Source organism: Streptomyces sp. NPDC006314 (genome assembly GCF_040613075.1).
Classification (GTDB): domain Bacteria; phylum Actinomycetota; class Actinomycetes; order Streptomycetales; family Streptomycetaceae; genus Streptomyces.
Genome location: NZ_JBEXRL010000007.1, coordinates 216,439 through 232,919 on the forward strand (window position 1 = coordinate 216,439; position 16,481 = coordinate 232,919).

At 71.7% G+C, this 16,481-nt stretch carries 22 protein-coding genes and 2 pseudogenes; 8 read left to right on the forward strand and 16 right to left on the reverse strand.

Features of this window, described 5'->3' with window-relative positions; genetic code table 11:
- Positions 1-108: 108 nt before the first annotated feature.
- The 11 genes from ABZ079_RS15510 to ABZ079_RS15560 all read right to left on the reverse strand — a co-directional run bounded on the left by ABZ079_RS15510 (position 109) and on the right by ABZ079_RS15560 (position 8,752).
- Complete coding sequence (locus ABZ079_RS15510; RefSeq protein ID WP_356939943.1) at positions 109-1,047, reverse strand: glutaminase; 939 nt, start codon at positions 1,045-1,047, stop codon at positions 109-111.
- Positions 1,048-1,110: 63 nt separating this feature from the next.
- Positions 1,111-2,520 (reverse strand): aspartate ammonia-lyase, encoded by a 1,410-nt coding sequence (gene aspA, locus ABZ079_RS15515; protein ID WP_356939944.1) that lies wholly within the window; start codon positions 2,518-2,520, stop codon positions 1,111-1,113.
- Positions 2,521-2,652: 132 nt separating this feature from the next.
- Positions 2,653-3,669 carry an asparaginase gene (locus tag ABZ079_RS15520; RefSeq protein WP_356940080.1) on the reverse strand — a complete coding sequence of 339 codons (1,017 nt, stop codon included), beginning with the start codon at positions 3,667-3,669 and terminating at the stop codon, positions 2,653-2,655.
- 41 nt (positions 3,670-3,710) lie between these two features.
- Complete coding sequence (locus ABZ079_RS15525) at positions 3,711-4,217, reverse strand: amino acid permease (protein ID WP_356939945.1); 507 nt, start codon at positions 4,215-4,217, stop codon at positions 3,711-3,713.
- On the reverse strand, positions 4,214-4,888 hold the full coding sequence (locus ABZ079_RS15530) for a FadR/GntR family transcriptional regulator (protein ID WP_356940081.1): 675 nt from the start codon (positions 4,886-4,888) through the stop codon (positions 4,214-4,216). Before ABZ079_RS15530 ends, ABZ079_RS15525 begins: the two co-directional genes overlap by 4 nt.
- 171 nt (positions 4,889-5,059) lie before the next feature.
- Positions 5,060-5,896, reverse strand: coding sequence for an undecaprenyl-diphosphate phosphatase (locus ABZ079_RS15535; RefSeq protein ID WP_356939946.1), 837 nt, complete (start codon positions 5,894-5,896; stop codon positions 5,060-5,062).
- Between the two features lie 79 nt (positions 5,897-5,975).
- The gene (crcB, locus tag ABZ079_RS15540; protein ID WP_356939947.1) at positions 5,976-6,350 is read right to left on the reverse strand and encodes a fluoride efflux transporter CrcB; all 375 of its coding nucleotides are present in this window, start codon (positions 6,348-6,350) and stop codon (positions 5,976-5,978) included.
- Positions 6,347-6,727, reverse strand: coding sequence for a DUF190 domain-containing protein (locus tag ABZ079_RS15545; RefSeq protein ID WP_356939948.1), 381 nt, complete (start codon positions 6,725-6,727; stop codon positions 6,347-6,349). The genes crcB (ABZ079_RS15540) and ABZ079_RS15545 overlap by 4 nt, the downstream gene beginning before the upstream one ends.
- Positions 6,724-7,185, reverse strand: a complete 462-nt coding sequence (gene crcB, locus ABZ079_RS15550; RefSeq protein ID WP_356939949.1) for a fluoride efflux transporter CrcB — start codon at positions 7,183-7,185, stop codon at positions 6,724-6,726. Before crcB (ABZ079_RS15550) ends, ABZ079_RS15545 begins: the two co-directional genes overlap by 4 nt.
- Before the next feature lie 204 nt (positions 7,186-7,389).
- Positions 7,390-8,346: an SMP-30/gluconolactonase/LRE family protein gene (locus ABZ079_RS15555; protein WP_356939950.1), complete on the reverse strand. Its 957-nt coding sequence runs from the start codon at positions 8,344-8,346 to the stop codon at positions 7,390-7,392.
- A 118-nt stretch (positions 8,347-8,464) separates the two neighbouring features.
- Complete coding sequence (locus ABZ079_RS15560; protein ID WP_356939951.1) at positions 8,465-8,752, reverse strand: helix-turn-helix domain-containing protein; 288 nt, start codon at positions 8,750-8,752, stop codon at positions 8,465-8,467.
- A 276-nt stretch (positions 8,753-9,028) separates the two neighbouring features.
- On the opposite strand from ABZ079_RS15560, the gene ABZ079_RS15565 reads away from it, so the two are divergent.
- The 3 genes from ABZ079_RS15565 to ABZ079_RS15575 all read left to right on the forward strand — a co-directional run bounded on the left by ABZ079_RS15565 (position 9,029) and on the right by ABZ079_RS15575 (position 10,419).
- Positions 9,029-9,469 (forward strand): FtsX-like permease family protein, encoded by a 441-nt coding sequence (locus ABZ079_RS15565; protein ID WP_356939952.1) that lies wholly within the window; start codon positions 9,029-9,031, stop codon positions 9,467-9,469.
- Between the two features lie 126 nt (positions 9,470-9,595).
- On the forward strand, positions 9,596-9,946 hold the full coding sequence (locus ABZ079_RS15570; RefSeq protein ID WP_356939953.1) for a VOC family protein: 351 nt from the start codon (positions 9,596-9,598) through the stop codon (positions 9,944-9,946).
- A gap of 74 nt (positions 9,947-10,020) precedes the next feature.
- Complete coding sequence (locus tag ABZ079_RS15575; RefSeq protein WP_356939954.1) at positions 10,021-10,419, forward strand: MarR family transcriptional regulator; 399 nt, start codon at positions 10,021-10,023, stop codon at positions 10,417-10,419.
- Between the two features lie 167 nt (positions 10,420-10,586).
- Here the strand turns inward: ABZ079_RS15575 and ABZ079_RS15580 are convergent, their stop codons facing one another.
- From ABZ079_RS15580 to ABZ079_RS15590, 3 genes are all read right to left on the reverse strand, one after another.
- Positions 10,587-10,985, reverse strand: a complete 399-nt coding sequence (locus tag ABZ079_RS15580; protein WP_356939955.1) for an SseB family protein — start codon at positions 10,983-10,985, stop codon at positions 10,587-10,589.
- Between the two features lie 544 nt (positions 10,986-11,529).
- Positions 11,530-12,087 (reverse strand): cysteine hydrolase, encoded by a 558-nt coding sequence (locus ABZ079_RS15585; protein WP_356939956.1) that lies wholly within the window; start codon positions 12,085-12,087, stop codon positions 11,530-11,532.
- Complete coding sequence (locus ABZ079_RS15590) at positions 12,084-13,541, reverse strand: cytosine permease (protein ID WP_356940082.1); 1,458 nt, start codon at positions 13,539-13,541, stop codon at positions 12,084-12,086. The genes ABZ079_RS15585 and ABZ079_RS15590 overlap by 4 nt, the downstream gene beginning before the upstream one ends.
- A gap of 144 nt (positions 13,542-13,685) precedes the next feature.
- Between ABZ079_RS15590 and ABZ079_RS15595 the strand changes: the two are divergent.
- Positions 13,686-13,793 (forward strand): annotated as a pseudogene (locus tag ABZ079_RS15595) (ATP-binding protein); the annotation flags it as partial.
- Positions 13,794-13,895: 102 nt separating this feature from the next.
- Positions 13,896-14,133, forward strand: a pseudogene (locus ABZ079_RS15600) (SCO5389 family protein); the annotation flags it as partial.
- Between the two features lie 32 nt (positions 14,134-14,165).
- Here the strand turns inward: ABZ079_RS15600 and ABZ079_RS15605 are convergent.
- Complete coding sequence (locus tag ABZ079_RS15605; protein WP_356939957.1) at positions 14,166-14,483, reverse strand: DUF2795 domain-containing protein; 318 nt, start codon at positions 14,481-14,483, stop codon at positions 14,166-14,168.
- Positions 14,484-14,513: 30 nt separating this feature from the next.
- The gene (locus ABZ079_RS15610; protein ID WP_356939958.1) at positions 14,514-14,669 is read right to left on the reverse strand and encodes a hypothetical protein; all 156 of its coding nucleotides are present in this window, start codon (positions 14,667-14,669) and stop codon (positions 14,514-14,516) included.
- 172 nt (positions 14,670-14,841) lie between these two features.
- Between ABZ079_RS15610 and ABZ079_RS15615 the strand changes: the two genes are divergently transcribed.
- The 3 genes from ABZ079_RS15615 (at position 14,842) to ABZ079_RS15625 (ending at position 16,394) form a co-directional block, all read left to right on the forward strand.
- A complete protein-coding gene (locus tag ABZ079_RS15615; protein WP_356939959.1) occupies positions 14,842-15,036 on the forward strand; it encodes a DUF2795 domain-containing protein in 195 nt (64 codons plus the stop codon).
- Positions 15,033-15,299: a hypothetical protein gene (locus ABZ079_RS15620; protein WP_356939960.1), complete on the forward strand. Its 267-nt coding sequence runs from the start codon at positions 15,033-15,035 to the stop codon at positions 15,297-15,299. Before ABZ079_RS15615 ends, ABZ079_RS15620 begins: the two co-directional genes overlap by 4 nt.
- Before the next feature lie 333 nt (positions 15,300-15,632).
- A complete protein-coding gene (locus ABZ079_RS15625; protein WP_356939961.1) occupies positions 15,633-16,394 on the forward strand; it encodes a CAP domain-containing protein in 762 nt (253 codons plus the stop codon).
- Positions 16,395-16,481 lie beyond the last annotated feature (87 nt).

A 16,481-nucleotide genomic window follows, 5' to 3' on the forward strand; every position in this document is an offset into this window, starting at 1 on the left:
CTTCGCGGGGACTGGTTCGACACATGGCCGGGGCGGCCCGCCCCGCCGGTGTCATACCGCGTACGGCCGTGCCGCTGACGCTGCTGCATCAGTAGCCGGACCGAGCGGTCAGAACACCGACAGCCCGGTGAGCGTCGTGAACCGGTCCAGGGCCGCCACGCCGGCCACCGAGTTGCCGTGCTCGTCCAGGCCCGGGCTCCACACGCACAGCGTGCACCGGCCCGGTACGACGGCGATGATGCCGCCGCCGACCCCGCTCTTGCCGGGCAGGCCCACCCGGTAGGCGAAGTTCCCGGCCGCGTCGTACGTGCCGCAGGTCAGCATGACCGCGTTGACCTGCTTGGCCTGGCTGCGGGTGAGCAGCCGGGTGCCGTCGGCGCGGATGCCGTGCCGGGCGAGGAAGCCGGTGGCGAGGGCGAGGTCGGCGCAGGATGCGGCGATGGAACACTGCCGGAAGTACTGGTCGAGCAGGACCGGCACGTCGTTGTCGATGTTGCCGTAGGACGCCATGAAGTGGGCGAGGGCGGCATTGCGGGCACCGTGTGCGGTCTCGGAGGCGGCGACCTCCATGTCGAAGTCCAGGGCGGGGTTGCCGCTCTCCGCGCGCAGGAAGGCCAGCAGCTCGCCGGCCGCGTCTCCGGTACGGGTCTGCAGACGGTCGGTGACGACGAGCGCGCCCGCGTTGATGAAGGGATTCCGCGGGATGCCGTTCTCGTACTCCAGCTGCACCAGCGAGTTGAACGGGTTGCCGGAGGGTTCACGGCCCACGTGCTCCCAGAGTTCATCGCCCTCGCGGGCCAGATCCAGGGCGAGCGTGAAGACCTTGGTGATGGACTGCGCCGAGAACGGCTGCCGCCAGTCCCCCACCCCGTACACCGTGCCGTCCAGCTCCGCGACGGCCATGCCGAAGCTGCGCGGGTCACGGGCCGCGAGGGCCGGGATGTAGTCGGCGGGGCGGCCGCGCCCGGGCGTACGGCTGATCTCCTCGGCGATGCGCTCCAGGACCGGCAGGAAGGTGGGGGACGACGTCGTTGTCATGATCACCATTGTGCCTCCAGGCCGGTCCGGGAGCGTCGTCGTGCTCGCATTGCCCGCTCGCGTTGCCGCAGGTCAGGCGGCAGGTGTCCCGCTGCCCGCGACCACTTCGGGGCGCAGCAGGTCGGCCAGCCTCTCGGCCGGCAACAGGCCCTTCTCCAGGACCAGTTCGGCCACACCGCGGCCGGTGGCGAGGGCTTCCCTGGCGATGTCGGTGGCCGCTGTGTAGCCGATGTGCGGGTTCAGGGCGGTGACCAGGCCGACGGAGTTCTCCACGGTCGCCCGCAGCCGCTCGGTGTTGGCGGTGATGCCGGACACGCAGCGCTCGGCCAGCGTGAGGCAGGCGCTGCGCAGGTGCGTGATGGACTCCGACAGGGAGTGCAGGATGATCGGCTCGAAGGCGTTGAGCTGGAGCTGTCCGGCCTCGGCGGCCATGGTGATGGCGACGTCGTTGCCGATGACCTCGAAGGCGACCTGGTTGACCACCTCGGGGATCACCGGGTTGACCTTGCCCGGCATGATCGACGAACCGGCCTGCACCGGCGGCAGGTTGATCTCACCGAGACCCGCGCGCGGCCCGGAGGACAGCAGGCGCAGGTCGTTGCAGCTCTTGGAGAGCTTGACGGCGATCCGCTTGAGCACGCCGGACATCTGCACGAAGGCGCCGCAGTCCTGGGTGGCCTCGATCAGGTTGGCGGCGGTGACCAGGGGCAGGCCGGTGAGGGCGGAGAGGTGGCGGCGGGCGGCCTCGGCGTACCCGGCGGGGGCGTTGAGGCCGGTGCCGATGGCCGTGGCGCCCAGGTTGATCTCATGGATCAACTCGACGGCCTCGGCAAGACGGCTGCGGTCCTCCTCGATCATGACGGCGAATGCGGAGAACTCCTGGCCGAGCGTCATCGGCACCGCGTCCTGCAACTGTGTGCGGCCCATCTTGAGCACGTCACGGAACTCGACGGCCTTGCGGGCGAAGGTGTCCTGGAGTACAGACATCGCCTTGAGCAGTCCACGCACCGCGAACACCGTCGCGATCTTGACGGCGGTCGGGTAGACGTCGTTGGTGGACTGACCGAGGTTGACGTCCTCGTTGGGGTGCAGATACGCGTACTGGCCCTTGGCGTGGCCGAGCAGCTCCAGCGCGCGGTTCGCCACGACCTCGTTGGCGTTCATGTTGGTGGAGGTGCCGGCACCGCCCTGGATGACGTCCACGACGAACTGGTCGTGCAACCCGCCCTCGCGGATCTCCTGGCAGGCGGCGGAGATCGCGGCGGCCTTCTTGGGTTCCAGCAGACCGAGTTCCTCGTTGGCGAGGGCGGCGGCCTCCTTGACGGCGGCCAGGGCGCCGATCAGGTGCGGGTAGGCGGAGATCGGAGTGCCGGTGATGGGGAAGTTCTCCGTCGCGCGCAGGGTGTGGATGCCCCAGTACGCGTCGGCGGGCACGTCGCGGTCACCGAGCAGATCGTGTTCGCTTCGGGTGGCGGCGGTCATGAGGGGTGGGTCCTCTTTCTGAGGTACGAAGGTGAGAGCGCCCCTGGAAGGGGCGCGGGGAACTGCGCGATCACCACGGACGGCCAGCGGACCGGCGACGACCCGCAGACCCGAACGATCGGCACGCGGCGGCTAGACGCAAGCGGTGAGCGGAACCGGGTCCAGCGCACGCACAGGCCGCACACACCCCACCGGCTCCCCTCCCCCGAGCAGCGGCTCACCCGCGAACTCGGCCAGCAGAGCCGGGTCCACGCCCGCCCGCGCCAGCGCCGCCGCGGCGACCGGAATCCGCGCCCGGTTCGCACCGTCGGCGATCTTGACGGCGATGGCGCGGCCGTCGGGCAGCGCGGCCACCTGGACGCCCTCGAAGCCGTCCTTGGCGAGCAGTCCGGGCACGGCCCGCATCAGCGCGGCGACGTCGCGGCCGGAGCCGGAGGCCATCTCGGCGTGCTCCCGCATCGCGTCGGCGACCCTGGCCTCGGGCGTGCCGGGCGCGGCCGAGGTGATCCGGGCCAGGGCGCGGGCGAGGCCGTGCAGGGAGATGGAGAACAGCGGGGCGCCGCAGCCGTCGACGGTGACCCGGGTGACGCGCTGGCCGGTCAGGTCCTCGACGATCTCCCCGATCGCCTGCTGGAGCGGGTGCGCCGGGTCGAGGTACTCCGCCAGGGACCAGCCGTTGAGCTTGGCCGTCCACAGCATGGCCGCGTGCTTTCCGGAGCAGTTCTGGGCGAGCCGCGAGGGCGGCCGGCTCTCGCGGATCCAGGCGTCCCGCACGACCGGGTCGTAGGGCATGTCGGGGACGTTGCGCAGGTCGTCCTCGGTGAGTCCGGCGAGTTCGAGGATGCGCCGGGTGCCGGCGAGGTGGCGCTCCTCGCCGGAGTGGCTCGCGGCGGCCAGCGACAGCAGGGCGCCGTCGAGGGGCAGTCCGGCCCGCAGCATGGCCACGGCCTGGACCGGCTTGAGGGCCGAGCGCGGATAGAAGGCGGCCTCGGTGTCGCCCAGCTGGAACCGCACCTGCCCGTCGGCGCCGAGGACGACGACCGAGCCGTAGTGGATGCCTTCGACGACCCCGCCGCGGACGAGGTGGGCGACGGGAACATGGAGGGGTTCACGGGCGACGGGCGCGTCGGCGAGGGAACTGCTGTACATCACTGCCTGCATCATGGGGTCGGGTTCGGCCGGTACGCGGGTCACGCGTCGGCACCGGTGGACGTGCGTGCTGTGCGGCCGCGGATGCCGTACCAGCCCGCGACCAGCGCTGCGACGATCAGCGGCAGACAGAGCACGGTGGTGCGTCCGGCGCCGCCGTCGGCGTACATCAGGACCAGGACGGAGGCGAGGAACGCCAGCGTCACCAGGAAGTACATCCAGCCCGCGGTGTACGCGCCCTTCTCGCCCAGGAACTCCCGGGCGTACGAGACGAAGGCGCCGGAGGACGGGCGGTACAGGACGAGTTCGCCCAGGGCGCGGACGACCAGGAAGGCGAAGACACCGCAGACGGCGTACGCGATGAACAGGAAGGGCCCGGCGTCGGCGAGCCGGCCGCGCGCGCCGAGGAAGAGGCCGGTGCCGACGGCTCCGCCGACGGCGATCATGTTGACGTGCCGGTGCTTCAGGCCCTTGCTGTAGCCCGCGTCTCCGGCGTCGACATGGCCGGACGAGGCGCGCGTCCCGTCTTCGAGGTGCTGCTCGCTCACGCCTCGGGTCCGCCTTCCGTGGGGTCCGTGCGCGCGGGGCGCACGATGTCGGTGAGTGTCGTCTCGACGCGGTCCAGGTGGTGGCTCATGGCCTCCACCGCGTCGTGCTCGGAACCGTCGACCAGCGCCTCGACGATCGCCCGGTGCTCACGGTTGGACTGCTCGCGGCGCCCGCCCAGCTCGTTGAGGAAGGCCGACTGACGCGCCAGCGCGTCACGGATCTCCTCGATGACCCGGCGGAACACCGGGTTCTGGGCGGCCTCGGCCACGGCGAGGTGGAAGAGGGTGTCCATCGCGACCCACGCGGTGGTGTCCGTCTCCCGCTCCATGCGGTCGAGCAGGTGGGCCAGATGGTCCAGGTTCTCCGGGGTGCGGCGCACCGCCGCGTATCCGGCGACCGGGATCTCGATGTGGCGGCGCACCTCGAGGAGGTCGCTGGCCGCGTAGTCGCCGAAGGTGGGGTCCTCGACGGCGCTGGCGACGACGAAGGTGCCCTTGCCGGCCCGGGAGACCGTCAGGCCCATCGTCTGCAGCGCGCGCAGCGCTTCGCGCAGCACGGGCCGGGACACCTCGAGGGTGCGGCACAGCTCGGCCTCGGAGGGGAGCTTGTCGCCGATGGCGTACTGACCGCGCTCGATGGCGCCGCGGAGGTGGGCGAGGACCGCTTCCATGGCGCTCACACGCCGCGGACCCCGACCACCTGTCTGGCTGTCTGACAGGTTCACGGGAGCGATCCTGGGGTGTGCGGGCGGGAACTGTCAAGGCACCGAGTAAGGAGACATTCACGGGGTGCGGCGACTGAATACAGGCATCCGCACCCCGTGAGCGGGCAGGGGCTCCGCTCAGCTGCTGAGCGTGCCGGTGGCGAGCAGGCCGAGGAGCCCGACACCGATGATGATCCGGTAGATCACGAAGGCGTTGAAGGAGTGCTTGGCGACGAACTTGAGCAGCCAGGCGATGGAGGCGTAGGCGACCAGGAAGGACACGACCGTGCCGACGACCAGGGGGGCGGCGCCGACGCCCGCGCCGAGGGCGTCCTTCAGTTCGTAGAGGCCGGCGCCGGTCAGGGCCGGGATGCCGAGGAAGAAGGACAGACGGGTGGCGGCGACCCGGTCCAGGTCGAGGATGAGCGCGGTGGACATGGTGGCGCCGGAGCGGGAGAAGCCGGGGAAGAGCAGGGCGAGGATCTGGGAGCAGCCGACCCACATCGCGTCCTTGAACGAGGTGTCGTCCTCACCGCGCTTGTGGCGGCCCATCTGGTCGGCGGCCCACATCACTCCCGAGCCGATGATGAGCGAGCCGGCGACCACCCAGAGCGAGGCGAGCGGACCGTCGATCAGCGGTTTGGCCGCCAGACCCACCGCGACGATCGGAATGGTCGCGGCGATCACCCACCAGGCGAACTTGTAGTCGTGGTGGTAGCGCTCCTCGCGGTGGGCCAGACCCCGGAACCAGGCGGAGACGATCCGCTTGATGTCCTTGAAGAAGTACACCAGCACTGCGGCGATGGCGCCGACCTGGATGACGGCGGAGAACCCGACGACGGACTTGTCGTCGACGGGGATGCCCATGAGCCCTTCGGTGATCTTCAGGTGGCCGGTGGAGGACACCGGGAGGAACTCGGTCACCCCCTCGACTACTCCGAGGACGACGGCCTGACCGACGGAGATGGCGCTCATGGGATCCAGTTCTGGGGAGAGTGAGTTGGTCGACAGTGCTGTAGACAGTACCTACCATGCCCGGCCGTACGCCAAGCGCCTAGGCCCACAGGACGCCGGCGAGCGAGACGCCGGCGAAGGCCGCTGCGAGTCCCGCCGCCACGCTCGCGACGACGTTGACGGCAGCGTAGAGGCCGGAGCCGGCCTCGGTCAGCCGCAGGGTCTCGTAGGAGAAGGTCGAGTACGTCGTCAGCGCCCCGCACAGACCGGTGCCCAGCAGGAGCTGCGCATGCGGCCCGGCGGCCCCGGCGGAGGCCGCGCCCGTGAGCAGCCCGAGGATCAGGCACCCCACGACGTTCACGGCGAAGGTTCCCCAGGGGAAGAGCGAGTCATGGCGGGCCTGCACGGCACGGTCGGTGAGGTAGCGCAGGGGCGCGCCGATCACGGCCCCCGCGATGACCAGCAGCCAGTTCACAACGGCTTCTTACCTTTCGGGTCCGCTTCGTCCGGGCCTGTCGTGCGGCCGACGTACCGGACGACCTCGCACTCCTCCAGCGTCACGAGGCCCTCGCCGACCAGTTCGTCCAGGTGCGGCAGGAACGCCCGGACCCGCTCCTCGGTGTCCACGACGACCACCGCGACCGGCAGGTCCTCGCTCAGGGACAGCAGGCGGGAGGTGTGGATGCGGGAGGAGGCCCCGAAGCCCTCGATGCCCCGGAAGACGCTGGCCCCGGCGAGCCCGGCGGCGTGGGCGCGGTGCACGATCTCGGAGTAGAGGGGCTTGTGGTGCCAGGTGTCGTCCTCGCCGATGTAGACGGTCAGCCGGAGGGCGCGGCCGGTGAGTGACGTCATCGCTGCCTCCTGGTCAGCACCCGGGCGGCGGCGGCCGAGGCGAGCCACACCGACGCGAGAGCCGCGAGCAGCGTCGCGGCGAGATAGCAGAGCCCCAGGCCGGGGCGGCCGGCGTCGACCAGTCTGCGGATGTCGACGGCGTAGGTGGAGAAGGTGGTGAAACCGCCGAGGACGCCGGTGCCGAAGAAGGGGCGGACCAGGCGGTGGGCGGCCCACACGTCGGTGATGAGCACCATGAACACGCCGATCACCGCACAGCCGATGACGTTCGTGCAGAAGGTCGCCCAGGGGAAGCCGCCGGGTGGCGCGGGCCAGGCGAGGGTGAGCGCGTAACGGGCCGACGCGCCGAGGGCGCCGCCGAGCGCGACCACGGCGACGACGGGCGCCTGGGTACGCCACTCGGACCGCCGCCGGGGTGCGGGGCGGACGCGGATGCTCTCGGTTTCCGGGGCCGTCATGCTCGTAGGTCTCCTGTTCGGCGGTGCCCCGACGGGTGATCACGGCCGGGCACCAGGGTACCTCCGGGGCGGTGCCGGCTACCCGGCAGCGGCTCGCGCGCAGGCGGCGACGCCCGGCTTCCGGCCCATCCGGTGGCGGGACGGGCGGCCCATGCGGTGGCGGGGGACGGCTTCCGGCTCGACCGGGTCGCGGGCAACTCCGGCTCATGCGGTGGCGGGCGGCGCGCAGACCGCGACGCCCGGTTCCCAGAGGCTGCCGAGGACCAGGTGATCGCCGGTCGTGCAGACGCTGGTGACCATGCGGAAGGCGGAGTGGCGACGGGTGAGGTGGTGGACGGTGCGGCCGCGGTCGTCGAGCGCCAGCACGCCGATCGTTCCGCCCGGCCGGAACGGCGCGTGGACGGCGGCCCGGGCGGCGGTGGCGCGGACGGCGGGCGGGGTGCGGTGCAGGAGGTCCAGCGGGAGGACCCGCGGGGCGGCGAGGGCGACCCAGATCGGGCCGTCGGGGCCCGTGCGCCAGAGGTTGTCCGGCATGCCGGGGAGGGCGGCGAAGAGGTCGGTGCGCCCGGCGCGCGGGCCGGTGAGGTGGTAGCGGGTCAGGCGGTGGGCGCCGGTCTCGGCGACCACCAGGAAGGAACCGTCGGCGCCGACGGCGAGTCCGTTTGCGAACCGCAGTCCCTCCAGCAGGACTTCGGGTTCGCCGCCCTCGGGGGCCAGCCGGAGCAGCCGCCCGGTGCCGGTGTGCTCGACGATGTCGCCGATCCACTGGGCGAGCGGGTAGCGGCGGCTGGAGACGGTGAAGTAGACGGTGCCGTCGGGCAGGGCGACGACGTTGCTGCAGAAGCGGAGCCGCTCCCCCGCCACCGAGTCGGCGAGGACGCGGACGGTGCCGTCGTCGGGGCCGACGCGGAGCAGGCCGCGTTCCGCGTCGCACACCAGCAGGCCACCGTCCGGCAGGAGTTCCAGTCCCAGGGGACGGCCGCCGGTCTCGGCCAGCACCTCCACCCGGGCCGTCAGCGGGTCGCCCAGGTGGTGGACGCGCAGGATGCGCCCGTCCTCCACTCCGGTCAGTACGCGCCCGTGCCTATCGGCCACCACGTCCTCCGGGCCGCGGGCGCCCAGGGAGACGTAGCGCAGCGGGACGAGTGCCGTGGGTTCCATGCGCGGTGCCCTTCGCCGTCGGGTGGCCCATCCTGGCAGTTGAGCTGCCGGGCGGCTCGTGCCGGCCGGTGACTCCGTGCTCTGCGGTCCTTCTCGAACTCGGGCCGTGACTCCGTGCTCACCAGCCTTTCTCGAACATCCGGGCCACCTCGGCGATGCGGATCTCGTCGCGCCGGTAGTAGGTGCGACAGCCGACCCGCCGGGTGCGGAGCAGGCCGAGGCGGTTGAGGAAGGCCAGGTGGGCGAGGGCGGTCCGGCGCGGTACTCCGAGCTTGGCGGCGACGGCCCGGGCGGTGACGCCGGTCTCGGCGGGGTCGCGGTGGCGCGAGGCCGGGAAGTGGACCGCCGGGTCCTTGAGCCACTCCAGGATGTCCTGCCGTGTACGGCCCGAGGGAGTCCCCATCATGCGCGTCCGCCCTCCGTCCCGGCCTCCTCGTAGGCAGTGTTCCCACTGTGGCTCGGGCGACGCCGTCACGTCCGGGACTCCGAGGCCGTTGTCCGGTACCGACCGGCCGCGTCCCCGAGCGGCCCGGCCGCCACCCCGGAAACACGGGGAGGGCCCGGCCGCCCCTTACGGCCGAGCCCCGTCAGAATGGTCCAGCGGTGGCTGAACCACGTCATGGAGGAGAGCGCCTGGTCGTGGCCGACAGCGATTGGTTCTCCCAGCCGTTGCTTGTTCGGCGTGCTCGGCATCGCGGTGGCCGTGCTGATCGTCGCCAACGTGGTCGGCGGGGCCGTGGTCTCCGGGTTCCGGCACATCGGCATCCTCAAGGCCCTGGGGTTCGCTCCGGGGCAGGTGCTGGGTGTCTATCTCGTGATGATCTCCGTGCCCGCGGCCCTGGGCTGTGCGCTCGGCACACTGACGGTGACCTCGATGGCGGTACCCGGTGCGCTGGGGTCCCTGCTCGGCATCCCGCTGGGCATCGCCGCCTACGAGGTGGCGGTCCCGCGCATGGCGGCGGGGGTCGACATCTCCTTGCCGTCGTACATGACGGACGTCTGGCACGTACCCCGGCTGGGCCTTCTGGCGCTGGCCGGGATCGTCACCACCGTCATCGGCGCGCTGGCCCCGGCCCGGCGCGCGGCCCGTCTCACCGTCGCTGAGGTGCTGCACAGCGAGTGAGGCCGCCTTCGGGGGTGTCCGCCGCAACCGGTCAGGATCGAAGAAGCCGCGGCGGGCTCCCCGGCCCTAGCGTGAGAGCACCGACGAGGGACCCGTCGGGTCACGCACCTACAAGGAGTGAGTCCTATGACCACCGGCCTGCAGACGATCATCTACCCCGTCAAGGACCTGGCGAAGGCCAAGCCCCTGTTCACCGCCCTGCTGGGCGTCGAGCCGTATGCGGACGAGCCCTACTACGTCGGGTTCAAGGCCGCCGGGCAGGACGTCGGCCTCGACCCGAACGGGCACGCCAAGGGCATGACCGGGCCGGTGCCGTACTGGCACGTGACGGACCTCGAGGAGCGGCTCGCGGCGCTGCTGGAGGCGGGGGCCGAACTGCTCCAGGCCGCCCAGGATGTCGGCGGTGGCAGGCTCATCGCCTCGGTGCAGGACCCTGACGGCAACATGGTGGGGCTGCTCCAGGACCCCGCGGTCTGAGGTGTGCGGAGCCGCCCGCACAGGGCACTAGTTGCACACTCAACGATTGGCCGGATCGGTGCTACGGTGCGGGTATGGCAGTCAAGACGGCCGACGCCCGGCTCGAGGAACGGTGGCGGGACATCCTCGCGGTGCACGCGCGCACGATGTGCGAGATCGACCGGGCGCTGCACCCGCACGGGCTGGGCGCCAGCGACTTCGAGGTGCTGGACATCCTGGCGTCCGAATCGCCCGGGAAGGGCGACCAGTGCCGGGTGCAGAACCTCGTCGGTCGGGTGCATCTCAGCCAGAGCGCGCTGTCCCGGCTGATCGGCCGGCTGGAGAAGGACGGTCTCGTGGAGCGCTCGGTGTGCGCGGAGGACCGGCGCGGGGTGTGGGTCGCGCTCACCCGCAAGGGCCGGGAGCTGCACACCGAGGTGCTGCCGGTGCAGCGGGCGGTGCTCCAGCGCATGCTGGTCGAGCGGGAGCCTTAGAGCGCAGGGTGTTCCGGGTCCGGGTGCGCTGTGTTGGGCGCCCCACGCCCTTTTTCTCACCGTGGGGGAAGGGCGCGAGCCGGACGGGCCGGCCCGCTTCACATGCCTTTCGCCCTCGGAAGATCAGCGAAGGGCGAGCGGAGGTGGGCGCCGCTCACCCCCGGCCATCAGCGGGCGAGCAGGGTGCGCACTCCTTGCGAGGTGAGGGTGAGCGCGTGGGCGGAACTGCCGTCGATGGCGAGAGAGAGGTCGTCCTCGGGCCACTGCGAGGCGAGCGCGCCCAGCGGGATGAGTCGGTAGCGCGAGACGAACGGCAGCAGCTCGGCCATCTCGCCCTCGGTGGTGAAGACCGGGACGACGGGGCCGCCACCGGGCTGTTCCAGGACGGGCAGGGCCACCGTCGCGGCGTCGGCGCCCTCCCCGTCGATCGCGTCGTCCGGCACCGGGACGAGCACGTCGGTGTGGGCGAGGGTGTCCAGGGCGGCCTGGTCGTCGGCGTTCACGGTCAGGGCGTCCAACGCCTGCTGCGCCGGCGTGGGCTGGTCGTCGTGTGCGGGTGTCTCCATGGCAGATCCCCTGGTAGAGGCGGTCGTACGGGCCACCCGGACTGGTTGCCGCCCGGGCGTGCTCCCGCCTCGCGTACCCGGTGGGGTGCGGGGCATGCGTGAGGATCGGCGGGAGGCCGGTGGCGGGCCGAGGTAAACAGGAAGGCCGATGGGGCGCGCATGCTGAAAGCCGTTGCCGCTCCACCAGCCGGCAGGGGCCAGCAGCGGCTCCAGCAGGTCCCCCGGCGTGTGGTGGACCAGCGGGCCGGGGTCGGTGACGAGCAGGATCTGGTCGGGCAGCCGGGGCAGTACAGGGCCTGTTCGATGCGTCCGGCGGGCGGCCGTCGAAGAGGACCTGGGAGCCCTTGCCGGTGCGGGTGGTGGTCAGGCCCTCCTCGGAGGGTTCGGTCAGGGTCGCGCGGGGGGCCGTACGGCTGACGCCGAACCGCTGGGTGAGGGCGTGCTCGCCGGGCAGCCGTTCCCCCGCCGGGCGGCTGCCCCGGCGGCAATCTCCCGGACCCACAGCGAGGATGCGGCTGATCCGCCTGCTCGAGAAGGACACCGGTCATGGCCCGGCCTCCGCGAGCAGGTCGGCGACGCTGGTGACCCGGATCAGCGGCCGGTACAGCTCCATGATCTGCAGCGCCTTGAGGTGGGAGTCGTCGTCCACGCCCGCGCAGGCGTCCGCCACGACCAGCACCTCCGTGCCGGCGTCGGCGGCCGCCAGGGCGGTGGAGAGCACACAGCAGTCGGTGCTGACGCCGGCCAGGACCAGGCGGTCGTCCGGGCGGAGGCGGGCGGCGAGTTCCGGGGTCCACTTGCCGAAGGTGGTGGCGTCCACGACATGGCCGGCCAGAGCGGCGAACTCGTCGGTCAGTTCCCAGAGTCCGGCGTCCTGGGGCTGGAGCGCGAAGGGCCACTGCGCGTAGTAGGCCTGCCAGGCGCCGGCCGGTTCCTCCGGGGCCAGGAAGCGGGTGAAGGTGACGCGGTCGGCGAAGGCCGGCAGGAGGCCGCGTACACCCGCCGCCGCGTCGGCGTAGCGGGGCGTGGCCCACGGGCTGGCGGGGTCGGCGAAGACGCGCTGCATGTCGATGACAGCGAGGAGGCCGGGCCCGCTGGTCATGCGCTGTGCACCCCTTCGTTCGGGGCGGTGCTCGGCGCCTTGGCCTCCTGTTCGCGCACCCGTCCCCGGCCCAGCAGCAGGGTGCCGGCGAAGGCGAGTGCCAGCGCGACCAGGACACCGAGGTTGGCGTATGCCCACGCGCCGGTCTTTCCGCCGAGGCCGGTGGGCTCCAGGAGGTAGCCCTGCCAGGTCAGCCAGAGGGCGGCGGTGTTGGTCACCAGACCCCAGCCGACGGCCGTGGCGGCCACTGTGAGCAGCAGGGGCAGCAGGGGGATGTCGCCGTAGCGGCCGTGCGGGCGGTACAGGTCGCCCCCGTCGTAGTCGCGGCGGCGCAGGGCGAGGTCGGCGAGCACGACCCCGCACCAGGCGGCGATGGGGACGCCGAGCGTGGTGAGGAAACCCATGAACTGGCCGAGGAAGTCGCCGGCGAAGAACACGATGTAGATCGAGCCAGCGATCATCAGGACGCCGTCGAAGAGCGCGGCCAGATAGCGGGGCACCCTCAGGCCCGCCGAGAGCAGGGCCAGACCGGAGGAGTAGATGTCGAGGACGGCCCCGCCGACCAGACCCAGGACGGCGACCACGGCGAACGGCACCAGGAACCAGGTGGGCAGGATCGTCGTCAGCGCTCCGATCGGGTCGGCCGCGATGGCCCTGCTCAGCTTCTGCGAGGAACCGGCCAGCAGCAGGCCGAAGACCAGCAGGAGCAGCGGCGCCGTGGAGGCGCCGAAGGCGGTCCAGCCGATCACCCCCCGGCTGGAGGAACTCCGGGGCAGATAGCGGGAGTAGTCGGCGGCGGCGTTGACCCAGCCGAGGCCGAAGCCGGTCATCATGAACACCAGCGCGCCGATGAACTCCTGGGCGGAGCCCGCCGGGATGGCGCTGACCGTGCTCCAGTGGATGTGGTCGGCGACGAGGCCGATGTAGACGACGGTGAGCACGCCAGTGATCAGGGTGATCCCTGTCTGCAGGCGCATGATCAGGTCGAATCCCATGACCCCGCCGACCACGGTCAGCGCGGCCACCACCATGAGCGCGACCACCTTGGTCTCCGTGCCGCCGCCCCAGCCGAGGCGGCTGAAGACGGTCGCTGTGGCCATGGTGGCGAGTGCGGTGAGGACGGTCTCCCAACCGACGGTGAGCATCCAGGAGACCACGGACGGCAGCCGGTTGCCGCGCACCCCGTACGCGGCCCGGCTGAGCACCATGGTCGGCGCCGAGCCGCGCTTTCCGGCGACCGCGATGAAGCCGCACAGCAGGAACGAGACGACGATGCCGAGCACGCCTGCGACGAGGGCCTGCCAGAACGAGATGCCGAACCCGAACGCGAACGCGCCGTAGCTCAGTCCGAGGACGGAGACGTTGGCCCCGAACCAGGGCCAGAACAGCGTCCTCGGGGTGCCCTTGCGTTCCGCGTCCCCGATCACGTCGAGCCCGTGCGTCTCCACCTGCATCGGACGGCCGGGGGTTCCGCTGTCGAGCGGGTCCTGCGGATACGTCATCGCCGAGCCACCTGCCCCACCTGGTCCGGACCTGTCCGATGACGCTAGGCCGGGGTCAGCAGAGCGTCAAGGACGGAGCCTCCCGCGGGCCAGGGGGTGCGCGATGCCGCCGCCTGGGCCGACGGCGCCACCGGCCACGATCTGGCCGACCAGGTCGATCCCGGATTCCGGCACGGTCCGGCGGCGCTCGCGGCCCACGCCTGACACTCGTCCCGGCCTTGTCCGCACCATCGGTTCACCAGCACAACGGACAGGATTCTTGCCCTGTCACTTCTCGCAGGCGAACTTCGCGACGGCACGGCCGGGTTCGCGGACAACCGGACCCCACCGCCCTCGGAACACGAACGCGGCCAGCTGCTGCGGGCACCGTCCAGCGACGCGATCCGGGACAGCCGGGAGCGGCGCTTCGGCGTGGCGCTCGCGCTCCAGGACTGCCACCGGGTGGCGGTGTTCCCGCCCGGGGCACGGCGGTACGGCACACACCCGTTTCACCGCCCCGCGCGCCCAGCTGCCGAACCAGTCACCGGAGCCGCGGCACTGCTGAGGGCGGCCTCGCGGGCGGCGGCCGGGCTCGGCTCAGCGGTCGAACTCCTCCTGGATCGGAGTTCTCGGCTCTTCCCTCAGGTGCTGGGAGAGCCCGGGCTTGCCGCCGTGCCGCACTCGCTCCGCCCGCTGCTCGGCGTGGTGGCCGAGGTCCGAGTCCGGGCCCGCCCCCACCGACCGCGCCACCTCCTCGGGGCCGGCGTACTCCCCCGCCGGGATGCCGCGCAGGGCCTCGACGACCTTGTCCGACGCACATGCCTCACGGGCTGCTGCGACCAGCTCGTCCTTGCCGGCCGGATAGGTCACGTGCTTCAGCGTGTCCAGCACCTCGGGCACACCGGTGCGGGCCATGGGGAACCTCCTCCTCTCATGGCGCCCTCCTCACTCGCCGCCTTCGGCCTCGTTCCGGTCGCCGTCGTCCTGCTCAGCGGTGTCCGGACCCTCCGCCTGGGACGGAGTGGTGGGCGGCGGCTGCCCGGTCTCCGCCGCGTCCTCCTCCGGTTCGCCCTCGGCCTGGGAAGGGGTGTACTCGCTCATCGGGGCCTCCCGCACACGTACGGCGCCTGCTGTCGAAGCCCCCGAGTACCCGTCCGACCCAGGTCCCACCACCCGGGAGAATCCATGAATCCACTTCCGGACGGTGGGTACCTGACCAGCCCGGCGCAGCATGCGCGCCGGGCACATGCACCATCTACCGCCTGGAGGAGCCATGGCGGGTATCACTCCCCCCGAACTGCAGAAAGCCCTGAACGGCGCAGAGTACCCGGCCGACTCGGACCAGCTCCGGAAGGTCGCCGAGGACAACCACGCGCCCAAGGAGATCACCGAGCGGATCTCCCACCTCGGGAAGAAGGAGTTCCAGAACCCGGCGGAGGTCAGCAAGGCCGTCTTCGAGAACGAGTGACCGAACAAGTCGACCGGGACCGCGCGGCGGCCGAGTTCCTCGGGCTCGGGCCGCCGCGTGGCCTGTCCACCGGGGCCCGCCACATTCCGGAGACCTCACGGCAGAAGGGCCGTCGCCCCCGCGCCATGGCCATGGCCAGGGCAACCGGCCCGTACGCGCCCGCCTTCCTGCAGGAGGCGTGGCAGTCCTTCTCCAAGCTGTGGCACGGAGCAAACCGAGCCCTGCCGGTCGTCGCGATCTCCATCCCGCTTCCCCCCAGGTGACATCCCTCACACCGCTGTCGGCAACTAGGCGTGCGGGATAGTAGACGGCCCTCCCACGACATATGGGATTTGTCCGGCTTGCCGTGGGTTCGCGGCGCGGTTCCAGCGACGGCACGCCGACCGCTCGACACGTCCACGGACTCATCGCTCAACGTGCGCTCCTGACGGGACGACAGCATCGCGCAAACATCGCGTACGCGAAGTCGGCATCTCTCGACCCAGCTGGCAAGGACCGTCCCAGCCTACGAAGCGAGGTAGTGGAAAGGCCCCTTTGCACTCACTGTGAAGCCCTCCTGAGAATGAGCGCTCCGCGATCAGCAGTGAGGTTGACGTATGGGCCAGCACCGGAAAACGAAGCACTACCGGCGGATAGTCATCACCGCCGTCGCCATCGGAGCCGTGGGCGTGCCATCCGTCGCGCTGGCGTGTTCAGACTGGCCGTACGGCGCGGAAGAGCAGTCGTACGCCCCCACGACGAGCGCGCCCGTGGCGCAGTGGCAGCACACCCACAGGCATCACCACCGCAACGGCCACCACGCCGTCACACCGCACACCACCGCGCCGCCCAAGCCCCGGGCCACCGCTCATCCGAGTGCCGAGATGAAGGCCACGGCCCCGGAGCCCAAGAGCACGACTGCTCCCAGCACTCCCAAGACCACCGCATCCGCGTCCGCCGCCCCTGCCGCGCCTGGCACCCCGAAGCCCACCGCCACGGCGTCCGGGTTCGCCGCCGAGATCGTGCGGCTCGTGAACGCCGAGCGGACCAAGGCCGGTTGCCAGGCCCTGGCCCTGAACCCGGAGCTGACCAAGGCCGCGCAGGCCCACAGCGCGGACATGGCGGCCCACCAGAACATGTCGCACACCGGATCCGACGGGTCGTCCCCGGGCGACCGCATCACGCGTGCCGGCTACGCCTGGAGCAGCTACGGCGAGAACGTCGCCTACGGCTACGCCACGGCGGACCAGGTCATGGCGGGCTGGATGTCCAGCCCGGGTCACCGGGCCAACATCCTCAACTGTGGCTTCAAGGAGATCGGCGTCGGTCTCGCGCAGCCCAACAGCTACTGGACGCAGGACTTCGGCACGGCCCGGTGAGCGGCGGCGGCCGGCTCGGGTGATCAACGCACGGGGCGCCGCCGCCGAACCGGGCCGAAACGCCGGGCCGGTTCGCGGCGGCGACCG

Coding starts and splice junctions, on each gene's coding strand:
- ABZ079_RS15590 (WP_356940082.1), bottom strand. CDS start 13,541: ATGCAGGTGGAGACGCACGGGCTCGACGTGATCGGGGACGCGGAACGC.
- crcB (WP_356939949.1), bottom strand. CDS start 7,185: ATGACGGCCCCGGAAACCGAGAGCATCCGCGTCCGCCCCGCACCCCGG.
- ABZ079_RS15555 (WP_356939950.1), bottom strand. CDS start 8,346: ATGGAACCCACGGCACTCGTCCCGCTGCGCTACGTCTCCCTGGGCGCC.
- ABZ079_RS15610 (WP_356939958.1), bottom strand. CDS start 14,669: ATGAGCGAGTACACCCCTTCCCAGGCCGAGGGCGAACCGGAGGAGGAC.
- ABZ079_RS15575 (WP_356939954.1), top strand. CDS start 10,021: ATGGCAGTCAAGACGGCCGACGCCCGGCTCGAGGAACGGTGGCGGGAC.
- ABZ079_RS15625 (WP_356939961.1), top strand. CDS start 15,633: ATGGGCCAGCACCGGAAAACGAAGCACTACCGGCGGATAGTCATCACC.
- ABZ079_RS15520 (WP_356940080.1), bottom strand. CDS start 3,669: ATGTACAGCAGTTCCCTCGCCGACGCGCCCGTCGCCCGTGAACCCCTC.
- ABZ079_RS15615 (WP_356939959.1), top strand. CDS start 14,842: ATGGCGGGTATCACTCCCCCCGAACTGCAGAAAGCCCTGAACGGCGCA.
- ABZ079_RS15545 (WP_356939948.1), bottom strand. CDS start 6,727: ATGACGTCACTCACCGGCCGCGCCCTCCGGCTGACCGTCTACATCGGC.
- ABZ079_RS15605 (WP_356939957.1), bottom strand. CDS start 14,483: ATGGCCCGCACCGGTGTGCCCGAGGTGCTGGACACGCTGAAGCACGTG.
- ABZ079_RS15580 (WP_356939955.1), bottom strand. CDS start 10,985: ATGGAGACACCCGCACACGACGACCAGCCCACGCCGGCGCAGCAGGCG.
- ABZ079_RS15510 (WP_356939943.1), bottom strand. CDS start 1,047: ATGGTGATCATGACAACGACGTCGTCCCCCACCTTCCTGCCGGTCCTG.
- ABZ079_RS15570 (WP_356939953.1), top strand. CDS start 9,596: ATGACCACCGGCCTGCAGACGATCATCTACCCCGTCAAGGACCTGGCG.
- ABZ079_RS15560 (WP_356939951.1), bottom strand. CDS start 8,752: ATGATGGGGACTCCCTCGGGCCGTACACGGCAGGACATCCTGGAGTGG.
- ABZ079_RS15530 (WP_356940081.1), bottom strand. CDS start 4,888: ATGGAAGCGGTCCTCGCCCACCTCCGCGGCGCCATCGAGCGCGGTCAG.
- aspA (WP_356939944.1), bottom strand. CDS start 2,520: ATGACCGCCGCCACCCGAAGCGAACACGATCTGCTCGGTGACCGCGAC.
- ABZ079_RS15585 (WP_356939956.1), bottom strand. CDS start 12,087: ATGACCAGCGGGCCCGGCCTCCTCGCTGTCATCGACATGCAGCGCGTC.
- ABZ079_RS15535 (WP_356939946.1), bottom strand. CDS start 5,896: ATGAGCGCCATCTCCGTCGGTCAGGCCGTCGTCCTCGGAGTAGTCGAG.